9 protein-coding genes and 1 pseudogene are annotated in these 11462 nt (G+C 65.4%); 3 read left to right on the top strand and 7 right to left on the bottom strand.

The annotated features are described in order from the left end of the window. Positions 1 to 119: 119 nt before the first annotated feature. Positions 120 to 1838, top strand: a pseudogene (locus tag G3O00_RS34395) (autotransporter outer membrane beta-barrel domain-containing protein); the annotation flags it as partial. A 92-nt stretch (positions 1839 to 1930) separates the two neighbouring features. Here G3O00_RS34395 and G3O00_RS34390 read toward each other — a convergent pair. The 6 genes from G3O00_RS34390 to G3O00_RS34365 all read right to left on the bottom strand — a co-directional run bounded on the left by G3O00_RS34390 (position 1931) and on the right by G3O00_RS34365 (position 7818). Continuing rightward, a complete protein-coding gene (locus G3O00_RS34390; protein WP_046544940.1) occupies positions 1931 to 2656 on the bottom strand; it encodes an amino acid ABC transporter ATP-binding protein in 726 nt (241 codons plus the stop codon). After that, the gene (gltK, locus tag G3O00_RS34385) at positions 2653 to 3330 is read right to left on the bottom strand and encodes a glutamate/aspartate ABC transporter permease GltK (RefSeq protein WP_011350948.1); all 678 of its coding nucleotides are present in this window, start codon (positions 3328 to 3330) and stop codon (positions 2653 to 2655) included. The genes G3O00_RS34390 and gltK overlap by 4 nt, the downstream gene beginning before the upstream one ends. Further along, positions 3330 to 4070 carry an amino acid ABC transporter permease gene (locus tag G3O00_RS34380; protein ID WP_011350947.1) on the bottom strand — a complete coding sequence of 247 codons (741 nt, stop codon included), beginning with the start codon at positions 4068 to 4070 and terminating at the stop codon, positions 3330 to 3332. The genes gltK and G3O00_RS34380 overlap by 1 nt, the downstream gene beginning before the upstream one ends. Positions 4071 to 4154: 84 nt before the next feature. Next, positions 4155 to 5048, bottom strand: coding sequence for a glutamate/aspartate ABC transporter substrate-binding protein (locus G3O00_RS34375; RefSeq protein WP_011350946.1), 894 nt, complete (start codon positions 5046 to 5048; stop codon positions 4155 to 4157). Positions 5049 to 5300: 252 nt separating this feature from the next. Beyond that, positions 5301 to 6587, bottom strand: a complete 1287-nt coding sequence (locus tag G3O00_RS34370) for a Glu/Leu/Phe/Val dehydrogenase (protein ID WP_011350945.1) — start codon at positions 6585 to 6587, stop codon at positions 5301 to 5303. A gap of 277 nt (positions 6588 to 6864) precedes the next feature. Continuing rightward, positions 6865 to 7818 carry a LysR substrate-binding domain-containing protein gene (locus tag G3O00_RS34365; protein ID WP_011350944.1) on the bottom strand — a complete coding sequence of 318 codons (954 nt, stop codon included), beginning with the start codon at positions 7816 to 7818 and terminating at the stop codon, positions 6865 to 6867. Between the two features lie 230 nt (positions 7819 to 8048). On the opposite strand from G3O00_RS34365, the gene purB reads away from it, so the two are divergent. After that, positions 8049 to 9437, top strand: a complete 1389-nt coding sequence (gene purB, locus G3O00_RS34360) for an adenylosuccinate lyase (protein ID WP_089439230.1) — start codon at positions 8049 to 8051, stop codon at positions 9435 to 9437. A 77-nt stretch (positions 9438 to 9514) separates the two neighbouring features. Here the strand turns inward: purB and G3O00_RS34355 are convergent, their stop codons facing one another. Beyond that, entirely contained in the window at positions 9515 to 10936 is a 1422-nt protein-coding gene (locus G3O00_RS34355; protein ID WP_206145647.1) for an FAD-dependent oxidoreductase, read from the bottom strand. A 276-nt stretch (positions 10937 to 11212) separates the two neighbouring features. Between G3O00_RS34355 and G3O00_RS34350 the strand changes: the two genes are divergently transcribed. Further along, the coding region (locus tag G3O00_RS34350; protein ID WP_206145646.1) for a TetR family transcriptional regulator at positions 11213 to 11462 on the top strand (250 nt) is incomplete at its 3' end.

Genomic DNA, 11462 nt, shown 5'->3' with positions numbered 1-11462 from the left:
TCGAGCGAATAGTCGTGATCCCACTGCTGCGAGTGGAACGCGCGGCCCTTGAAGTTCTCCACGCCGGGAATCGACGGCAGCGCGGCGCGCGACAGCCCGCCCATCCCCGACACCAGCACGCGCGCGGGGGCACGGCCGACATCGCTGTGCGCAACGGCACGGTCGTGACGGCCGGCAACGGCACGTTGCTCGACCTGTCGAACGGCAGCCACGCCACCTTCACCGCATCGGCCGTGAACCTGGCCGGCGACATCGTCTCCGACGCATCGAGCACCGGCAACGTGTTCCTCGCGAACGGCACGACGCTAACCGGCAAGATCGACCCGGTCGCGCTGACCATCGACAACACCAGCACGTGGCGCATGACGGGCAGCTCGGTACTGAGCAGCCTGAACAACGCGGGCCTGGTCGCATTCGCCGCGCCGACCGGTTCGCCGACGCTCGCGGGCAGTTACAAGACGCTGACGACCGGCAGCTACGTCGGCAACGGCGGCACGATCGCGCTCAACACGTTCCTCGGCGCGGACGCATCGCCGACCGACCGGGTGATCGTGAACGGCGGCGCCGCGAGCGGCACGACGGGCCTGAAGATCGCCAACACGGCCGGCACCGGCGCGCAGACGAAGGGCGACGGGATTCCGGTGGTCGTCACGGCCAACGGCGGCACGACCACCGCATCGGCGTTCCAGCTCGCGGGCCCCGTGCAGGCGGGCGCGTACGAGTACCGGCTCTATCGCGGCGGGCAGAGCGACGCGAACGGCTGGTACCTGCGGTCGCAACTCGATCCGTCGGACCCCGGCGACCCGATTCACCCGTCCGGCGGCGGCGATGGCGGCGGCAACGGAAATGGCAACGGCGGCACGCTCGCGTACCGCCCCGGCGTGTCGGGCTACGCCCTCACGCCGCTGCTGAACGCCGACTACGGCTTCTCGACACTGGGCAAGCTGCACGAGCGCGTCGGCGACATCTACAACCTCGAAAAGCAGCAGCCGGGCAATCGCGACGGCGTGTGGGGGCGCATCGGCGGCCAGAGTCTCGACGCGAATGCGGGCCGTTTCGCGGCCGACGAGCGCACGTTCTTCGCGCAGTTGGGCAAGGACTGGACGCTCGACCAGGCACCGAACGGCGGCGGCAGCACGCATGCGGGCGTGACGGCCAGCATCGGCGTGTCGAACGCGAGCTTCAGCGACATGGCGCGCGCCGATACGGCCAACCTGTCGACGTCCACGGGCTCGGTCGAAATGCACGCGCAAAGCCTCGGCGGCTACTGGACGAAGTACCTGTCCGACGGCACGTACTTCGACAGCGTCGGTCAGATCACGCACTACGGCAACCGCTATCGCGACAGCTACGGCAACGAGGCGTCGCAGAACGGCTTCGGCATCGCGCTGTCGCAGGAAGTCGGCAAGCCGTTCGCGATCGGCGCACTGCCGGTCGCGGTCGAGCCGCAGGCGCAGCTGATGTATCAGTACCTGAAGCTGAACGGGTTCAACGACAACGTCTCGGCGGTATCGGGTACGACGACGAACGCGCTGCGCGGCCGCGTCGGCGTACGCATCTTCCGGCCGAACCTCCAGTCGGATTCGGGCGGCGGTGCTGCCACGCCGTACTTCACGGCCGACGTGCTGCACGACTTCCTGTCGCCGGGCCAGACCGTCGTCGGCGGCACGCCGTTCGCGACGCATCTCGGCCGCACGTGGTACGAGCTCGGCGTCGGCGTGACCGCGGGCTTCGGCAAGTCGGGCGAGCTGTACGCGAACGCGAAGATCGCGCGCAACATCGGCGGCGACTACCGGCGCGGCATCGTCGGGCAGGTCGGCTACCGCTACAGCTGGTAACGCCCGCCGCCGGCGGACGAAAAAAAACCGCCCGGCGCTCGGCCGGGCGGTTTTCGTATCGGCGCACCTGCCGCGCCGACGCGCACGAACGCTCAGTGCAGGATCTTCGCGAGGAAGTCCTTCGCGCGTTCCGATTTCGGATTCGAGAAGAAATCGTCCTTGCGGTCGTCCTCGACGATCGCGCCCTTGTCCATGAAGATCACGCGATGGGCGACCTTCTTCGCGAAGCCCATCTCGTGCGTGACGACCATCATCGTCATCCCTTCCTGCGCGAGTTCGACCATCACGTCGAGCACTTCGTTGATCATCTCGGGATCGAGCGCGGACGTCGGCTCGTCGAACAGCATCGCGATCGGGTCCATCGACAGCGCGCGCGCGATCGCGACACGCTGCTGCTGGCCGCCCGACAACTGGCCCGGGAACTTGTGCGCATGCGCCTTCAGGCCGACGCGGTCGAGCAGCTTCATGCCCTTCTCGTTCGCCTCGTCCTTGCCGCGGCCGAGCACCTTGATCTGCGCGAGCGTCAGGTTCTCGGTAATCGACAGGTGCGGGAACAGCTCGAAATGCTGGAACACCATCCCGACCTTCGAGCGCAGCTTCGACAGGTTCGTCTTCTTGTCGCCGACCGACTGGCCGTTCACGAGGATCTCGCCCTGCTGGAACGGCTCGAGGCCGTTCACGGTCTTGATCAGCGTGGATTTACCCGAGCCGGACGGGCCGCACACGACGACCACTTCGCCTTTCTTGACCTCGGTCGTGCAATCGGTGAGGACCTGAAACTGGCCGTACCACTTCGAAACGTTCTTGATGGAAATCATCTTGTGACCTTTTTCTGGAGACCCTTGACGAGTGCAGACGCCAACGAGCAAATCACGAAATAGCATGCGCCGGCGAACAGGACCATCTCGACGGTCGTGCCGTCGCGATCGCCGATGTTGGCCGCCGTGCGGAAGAAGTCCGCGAGACTGATCACGTACACGAGCGACGTATCCTGGAACAGGACGATCGCCTGCGTGAGCAGCAGCGGCACCATCGCGCGGAACGCCTGCGGCAGGATCACGAGGCGCATCGCCTGCGCGTAGTTCATGCCGAGCGCAAACGCGGCGTTCGCCTGCCCGCGCGGCACCGCCTGGATGCCGGCGCGGATGATCTCGGAATAATACGCGGCTTCGAACAGCGAGAACGCGACCATCGCCGACGCGAGGCGGATGTCGATCGTCGGCGACAGCCCGAGCACGCCCTGCAGCAGCTGCGGCACGATCAGGAAGAACCACAGCAGCACCATCACGAGCGGGATCGAGCGGAACACCGTCACGTAGCCCTGCGCGAACCACGCGAGCGGCTTGACACCCGACAGCCGCATCAGCGCCAGCAGCGTGCCCCAGACGATCCCGACCACGATCGCGATCAGCGTGATCTGGAACGTGACGACCGCCCCCGTCCACAGCGTCGGCAGCGCGCCGGGAATACTACTCCAGTCGAACTGATGCATCACTTGCCTCCGATATAGCCGGGCAGCCGCGTACGGCCTTCGATCCAGCGCATGAACGACATCACGACGAGGTTGATGATCACGTAGGCGAGCGTCACCGCAATGAACGACTCATACGTCTGCGCGGTGTAGTCGACGAGCTGGCGCGCTTGCGCGGACAGGTCGAGCAGGCCGATTGTCGACGCGACGGCGGAGTTCTTGAAGATGTTCAGGAATTCCGACGTGAGCGGCGGCACGATGATCCGGTACGCAACGGGCAGCAGCACGTAGCGGTACGTCTGCCATTGCGTGAAACCCATCGCGAGGCCGGCGGCGCGCTGGCCCTTCGGCAGCGCGTTGATCCCCGAGCGCACCTGTTCGCACACGCGCGCGCCCGTGAACAGGCCGAGACAGATGATCGACGCGGTAAAGAACTGCGTGGTGGGCGGCAGCTGCTTGATCCAGGTGCCGATCGACGCCGGCAGCAGTTCCGGTATCACGAGATACCAGACGAAGAACTGCACGATCAGCGGAATGTTCCGGAAAATCGACACGTACAGGGTACCGATCGCGGACAGCCATTTGTTCGGCACGGTGCGCAGCACGCCGAACAGCGAACCGACGATCAGCGCGATGACCCAGGCAACGAGCGACACTTCGATGGTCACCCAGAAGCCGGACATCAGCCATCCGAAATAAGTCGTCGGCTCGCCGGTCGATACGGGGCTCAGGAAGATGCCCCAGTTCCAGTGGTAAGACATGGGCAAGACTCCAGCAAAAAGAGACGGAAGAAGCGAGGCCTCTTCCGTCTCATTAGCGTCATTTCTGCATCAACGGCCGTGCGGTCAGTCGAGCGCCTTGTCGTTCGGGTTCGCGTACAGCTTCTTCATCGAATCGGACAGCGGGAAGTTCAGGTTCAGCCCCTTCGGCGGGATCGGGTTTTCGAACCACTTCGCGTAGATCTTCGCGGCTTCGCCCGACTTCTCGACTTGCGAGATCGCGTCGTCGACGACCTTCTTGAAGTCCGCATCGCCCTTGCGCATCATGCAGCCGTACGCTTCTTCCGATTGCGGCGTGCCGACGATCACCCACTCGCCCGGCTGCTTCGCCTTCGCGCGCTCGCCCGCGAGCAGCGCGTCATCCATCATGAAGGCGACCGCGCGGCCCGATTCCAGCGTATTGAACGAATCGCCGTGATCCTTCGCGCTGATGATGTTCATGCCGAGCTGCTTGTCGTTGTTCATCTTGCGCAGCAGGCGCTCGGACGTCGTGCCGGCGGTGGTCACGACCGTCTTGCCCTTCAGGTCGGCGAAATCCTTGACGCCCGAATCCTTCTTCGTCATCAGGCGCGTGCCGATCACGAAGATCGTGTCGGAGAACGCAGCCTGCTGCTGGCGTTCCGCGTTGTTGGTCGTCGAGCCGCACTCGATGTCGACCGTGCCGTTCTGCACGAGCGGGATGCGGTTCTGCGACGTGACCGGAATGTTCTTCACCTGCAGGTTCGGCAGGTTCAGCTTCTTCTTCACCGCGTCGACCACCTTCAGCTGGAATTCGCGCGAATAGCCGACCACCTGCTGGTTCTGGTCATAGTAGGAGAACGGAATCGACGATTCGCGGTGGCCCAGCGCGATCACGCCCGTGTCCTTGATCTTCTTCAGCGTGCCCGTCTCCTGAGCATGCGCGCCACTTGCGAACGCGCAAAGCGCCGCGAACATCAGGACTGCCTTTTGGTATTTCATTTTGGTCATCTCCTTGGCTAAAACCCGCGCCAGTGTATCAAAGTAATATTTTTGAAAGTACTGGTTGTTTACCGCACTACGAATCGCGCTGCGCGAAGCCTTCCTCCCGGCTTCGGGCGCCCCTTCCGGCGCCTGAATGCGCGCGCGGGCGGTACCGGATTCGGCACCGCCCGCGAGGGTTCATGCACGCAACCGGATGGATTGCGTCATGGATTGATCGTAGTCAACCGATCTGAAATCCGCAACCGCGAATCAGGGGTACAGGCCGCGCATTTCGCGCGCCATCAGGATGCGCTTGCACGCAACGATGAACGCTGCCGTACGCACCGACACCTTGTGCTCTTCCGCGACCGCCCACACGCCGGAGAACGCTTCGCGCATCACGCGTTCGAGACGGTGGTTGATCTCGTCTTCCGTCCAGAAGAAGCTCGAGAAATCCTGCACCCATTCGAAGTACGACACGGTCACGCCACCTGCGTTCGCGATCACGTCCGGGATCACCAGCACGCCGTTCGCGGTCAGGATGTCGTCCGCCGCCGTCGTCGTCGGGCCGTTCGCGCCTTCGACGATGATCTTCGTGCGGATCTTCCCTGCGTTCTTCTCGGTGATCTGGTTTTCCAGTGCCGCCGGGATCAGGATGTCGGTTTCGACCGTCCAGAACTCGTCATTCGGCATCGGCTCCGCGCCTTCGAAGCCCGCGACACCGCCCGTGCGTGCGACGTGGTCGAGCAGCTTGTTCGAATCGAGGCCGGCCGGCTGGTAGATCGTGCCCGTGTGATCCTGCACCGCGATCACCTTCGCACCCGCTTCCTGGAACAGCTTCGCCGCGATGCCGCCGACGTTGCCGAAGCCCTGCACCGCGATGCGTGCGCCTTCGATCTCGAGGCCCTTCTTCTTCGCCGCTTCGCTGCCGACGACGAACACGCCGCGGCCCGTTGCTTCCTTGCGGCCGAGCGAACCGCCGAGTGCGATCGGCTTGCCGGTCACGACGCCGGTCGACGTCTGGCCCTGGTTCATCGAGTACGTGTCCATCATCCACGCCATCACCTGTTCGTTGGTGTTGACGTCCGGCGCCGGAATGTCGGTGTTCGGGCCGATGATGATGCCGATTTCGCTGGTGTAGCGGCGCGTCACGCGCTCGAGCTCACCACGCGACAGCTTGCGCGGGTCGACGCGGATACCGCCCTTCGCGCCGCCGTACGGCACGTTCACGGCCGCGTTCTTGACCGACATCCATGCGGACAGTGCCATCACTTCCGACAGCGTCACGTCCTGGTGGTAACGCACACCGCCCTTGCCCGGGCCGCGCGACACGTTGTGCTGCACGCGATAGCCTTCGAAGTGCGCGACAGTACCGTTATCGAGCTCGATGGGGCAGTCGACGATCAGGATGCGCTTCGGGCGCTTCAGCGTTTCGAGCCAGCGCGACAGCGAGCCGAGGTACGGCGCGACGCGATCGACTTGCTGAAGGTAGTTGCCCCACGGGCCGAGATCGTCGGCGTGCAGGTAGGACGGGATGGACTGCAATTGCGAAGACATGGATGCTCCAACGGTCAACAGGTGCGCACATTGTCGAAAAACCCGTTTTTTTTATCCAATGCCGTTTGCTTATTCGATTATGCGTTTCTTGCATGATCGCGATTTTTCGCAAATCTGCGGTCGATTTGCGCAAGAACGCACGCGATCGATCGTGCATCGCGTGCGTGAAAAATCGTGTTTCGTGGAGGCGGGAGGGCCGCCGGACAGCCGCCCGACAGGCGGCGCAAGCTCGACGACAGCCGGCCGGGCCGCGCGGTGGGTGGTTAACCGCCGACGGTTAACCTGCGGTTTCGCGCAGTTCGTCGCGTACGACGTCCCACAGCGCGCGCACGAGCTTCTGCCGCGGGTCGTCGCCTTGCAGCGCGAGCTTGTCGCAGTACAGCCGGATCTCCATCGTCAGCGTGAACGGGTACGCGCCGCCGCGCACCGACCGGTCGAGCCGGATCAGGCGGCCGCCCGCGACCGCATCCTCGACCGCGCTGTGCGGCAGGAACGCGATACCGTGGCCCGCGAGCGCCATCGCCTTCAGCCCTTCGGCCATGTCGGTTTCATAGACGCGATCGAGGAACAGCGGGGTCGTCGCATTCGCGACGATGACCTCCGTCATCCGGCCGAGATACGCATTCGGCGTATATGACAGGTACGGCACGCGCGCGTCGGCCGTGCCGGGCAGCGTATAGCGCGGCCGCCCCGCGCGGCCCGGCGCCGAGAACGGGCTGATCGGCTCGCTGCCGAGGATCAGCATGTCGTAGCGCGCCGGATCGAGCGCGACCGGATGGCTCGGGTGGTGGTAGCCCATCACGAGATCGCAGCCGCCCTCGACGAGCGACAGCACCGCGTCGTGCACGTTCAACGCGCGCAGCCGCGTATGGACCTGACCCATCTTCGCCTCGATCCGCTGCAGCCAGCGCGGGAAATACGTGAGCGACAGCGTGTGCGGCACCGCGAACTCGATCGTCGGCACCGGCGCGCCGACGTGGCCGCGCAGCAGCGTGCGCGCCTCGTGCGCCTGCGACAGCATCGTCAGCGCCTGTTCGTAGAAGATCTGCCCGGCCTGCGTGAGCCGTGTCGGATAGACCGAACGATCGATCAGTTCGGTCGCGAGCCATGCCTCGAGCGCCTGGATGCGCCGCGAAAACGCCGGCTGCGACACGTGCCGCAGCTCGGCGGACCGGCTAAAGCTGCGCGTTTCCGCGAGCGAAACGAAGTCTTCGAGCCATTTCAGTTCCATGCAGGCGGGCGCGGCGGGCGGCGGTCGGGAAGAAGCCTGCATTCTACCGGCGGGCGGGCCCGGCCGGCGGTGCGGCGAGCGGCCCGGCGCCCCGCCGGGAACGGGCGCCGAGACAGCATCCGCACCCGGAGACGCCCGCCGGCCGCGCGCGACCGGGATCGTCCCGCGCCAATGGTAAAATGCCGGATTCTCCTCCCCTCGCTCGACCCGGCCCCAAGGCCCGCCCGATCATGTCCGACACTCGTCCCGATACGCTTTTCGCCCTCACCGCGCTTTCGCCCATCGACGGCCGCTACGCCAGCAAGACCGAAGCGCTGCGCGACTGGCTCTCCGAAGCCGCCTTCATGCGCCACCGCGTCACCGTCGAGGTGCACTGGCTGATCGCGCTGTCGCGCGCCGGCTTCGCGGAAGTCCCGCGCTTCTCCGATGCATCCGAACAATTCCTGCTGCAGCTCGCCGAGCGCTTCACCGCGCACGACGCCGCCCGCATCAAGGACATCGAGCGCGTGACGAACCACGACGTGAAGGCCGTCGAATACTGGCTGAAGGAATCGGTGAAGGGCCAGGAAGAACTCGAAAAAGCCAGCGAATTCATCCACTTCGCGTGCACGTCGGAAGACATCAACAACACGTCGCACGGGATGATGCTCGCCGGCGCGCGCGAACACGTGATCCTGCCGGCGCTGCGCACGGTCTACCAGCGCCTCGTCGCACTCGCACACGCGCACGCCGAGCAGCCGATGCTGTCGCGCACGCACGGCCAGCCGGCCAGCCCGACGACGCTCGGCAAGGAACTCGCGAACGTCGCGGCCCGCCTCGCCCGTGCGATCACGCGCATCGAGAAGGTCGAGATCCTCGGCAAGATGAACGGCGCGGTCGGCAACTTCAACGCGCATCTGTCCGCGTATCCGGAATTCGACTGGGAAGCGTTCTCGCGCGACGTGATCGAAAACCGCCTGAAGCTCACGTTCAACCCGTACACGATCCAGATCGAGCCGCACGACTACATGGCCGAGCTGTTCGACGCCGTGGCGCGCGCGAACACGATCCTGCTCGACCTCGACCGCGACGTGTGGGGCTACATCTCGGTCGGCTACTTCAAGCAGAAGACGAAGGCCGGTGAAATCGGCTCGTCGACGATGCCGCACAAGGTCAACCCGATCGACTTCGAGAACTCGGAAGGCAACCTCGGCCTCGCGAACGCGACGCTGCGCCACCTCGCCGACAAGCTGCCGGTGTCGCGCTGGCAGCGTGACCTGACCGACTCGACGGTGCTGCGCAACATGGGCGTCGCGCTCGGCTACTCGCTGCTCGCATACGACTCGCTGATCCGCGGCCTCGACAAGCTCGAAGTGAACCCGCAGCGCCTGAACGAAGATCTCGACAACTGCTGGGAAGTGCTCGCCGAGCCGGTGCAGACGGTGATGCGCCGCTACGGCATCGAGAACCCGTACGAGCAGCTGAAGGAGCTGACGCGCGGCAAGGGCATCACGCGCGAAGCGCTGCAGGAATTCGTCGGCACGCTCGCGATCCCGCAAGAGGCGAAGGATCTCCTGCTCGCGATGACGCCTGCGTCGTACATCGGCAAGGCCGTCGAACTCGCGAAGCGGATCGCGTAAGCGCCACCGTCCGAGCACGTAAAAAAGCCCGATGCGAGCAATCGCATCGGGCTTTTTTGTTGCCTGCCGCAGCAGCGTCAGAACGAGATCATCCGCCCCGGGTTGAGCGCGCTCATCACGCTCATCGCGGCCTTCGCGGCGGGAATCGCGATCGGCGACAACTGGCGGCCGAGCGGAATCGCGCGATGGTCGATGCCGGTCAGCATCGAGAAGTCGTCGTTACGGCCGACGAAATCGTCGCAGATCGCCTTGCCGATCCGCACCGTCTGCGCGACGCCGTGGCCGCTCCAGCCCTGCACCATGTACATCGGCACGCGGCCGTCGGTCTTGCGGCTGTCGGTCGCGCCGTTCAGCGTGAAGTCGCTGACGCCGCTCCAGCAGTAGTCGAGCGCAAACCGGCCGTCGTGCTGCGGAAACACCGTGTTCAGCCGCGTCAGCAGGTACGCGTTCACGTCGGGCTGCGCCCAGCACGTGCCGGTGCCCTGCCCGCCGAACAGCAGGCGGTTGCCGCGGACCGGCCGGTAGTAGTCGATCTGGAACTGCGTGTCGTACACCGGCATGCCGGCCGGCATCAGCGTCGCGACATCGACGTCGAGCGGCGCCGTCACGCTCACGTAGGTAAAGAACGGCACCGTGGTCGCCGCGCCGTCGTCGAGCAGCCGGAACGTCGTGTTGTGCAGCGCCAGCACGACGCCCTTGCGCGCGGTGATCGTACCGCCCGGCGTCGTCGCGACGACGCCCTCCGGCGTCTCGTCGAGCTCGAGCACCTCGGTGCCCTCGAACAGCGCGCCGCCGTTCAGGCGGAAGCCGTGCACGAGGCCGCGCACCAGCGCGAGCGGATGAATCTGCCCGCCGATCGCGTCGATTGCCGCGCCGTGGTACAGCCCCGAGCGCACGTAGTCGTCATGCAGCTGATGGCGGCCGACGAGCGTCACGCCCGCGTCGCCGAGATGGCGGCGCGCATCCGCGCCGTCGAGCAGCGCGCTCATGTGGCCCGGGTGAACCGCTGCCGTGATGTGACCGCGCTTGCGGTCGAGCTCGAGCGCGTAACGCGCGCCGATCGCATCGATCAGGTCCATCGATTCGGCCGATGCGAAGCGCCACAGCCGCTTCGCATCGTCGTGCGACAGGTGATCGATCATGTCGGCGGCTTCCCAGCGCGCGAGGCCGGGCGTCAGTTGCCCGCCGTTGCGGCCCGAAGCGGCCGAGCCGACGTGGTGCTTGTCGACGAGGATGGTATCGACGCCCGCTTCCGCGAGATGCAGCGCGGCAGACGCGCCGAGCAGGCCCGCGCCGATCACGAGCACGTCGCACACGGCATCGTGTGCGAGCGGCGCACTGTTCGCGTGGCGCGACAGCGACGCTTCGTACCAGTTGGCCGGGCGCTCGCCGTCGTAGCGGGCCGGGTCGCACCAGTTCCAGTTGTCTTTTTCGATGTTCAGTTGCGTTTGTTCGAAACGCGATTCGCCCTGGATCAGGGGTTGATGATTGAAAGTCATGATTGCACTTGCATGGTCTTGGGCCGCCTGTCGAAGAGCCTTCTGGCTTCGCGGGTGGGGCAGCCGGTTCCACATGGGTGTCAACGTGAAAAGGGGCGCGATGGCCCGTGTTGACGGCGGGCACGCTCGTGCCGCCTGGATCCCGGACTGTGCGAAAGCACGTATTGAAAGGTGCCGGGACACCCAATTTCTACACCGCAGAAATAATTCTACAGTGTAGAATAAACTTTCGTCAAGTTTACAGCCGGTGCCTCACCGGCTCGCCAGCCCGCATCGATGAAAGACAAACCCGCCCAGGGCCCGCGTGGCCTCGACAAGGAGGCCATCGTCGCGGCCGCGCTCACGCTGCTCGAAGACGTCGGCGAAGCCGCGTTCAGCGTGCGAAAGCTCGCGCAGTCGGTCGGCTGCGACCCGATGAGCGTGCTGTACCACTTCAAGTCGAAGGAAGGCCTGAGCCGAGCGATCGCGAACGCGCTGTCGCGCTCGCTCGTGCCGGTCGACGCCGCGCTGCCGTGGCGCGAACGGA

Source organism: Burkholderia sp. Ac-20384 (assembly GCF_017104605.1).
GTDB classification, from domain to species: domain Bacteria; phylum Pseudomonadota; class Gammaproteobacteria; order Burkholderiales; family Burkholderiaceae; genus Burkholderia; species Burkholderia lata.
This window is presented reverse-complemented; position numbering and strand designations above follow the sequence as displayed.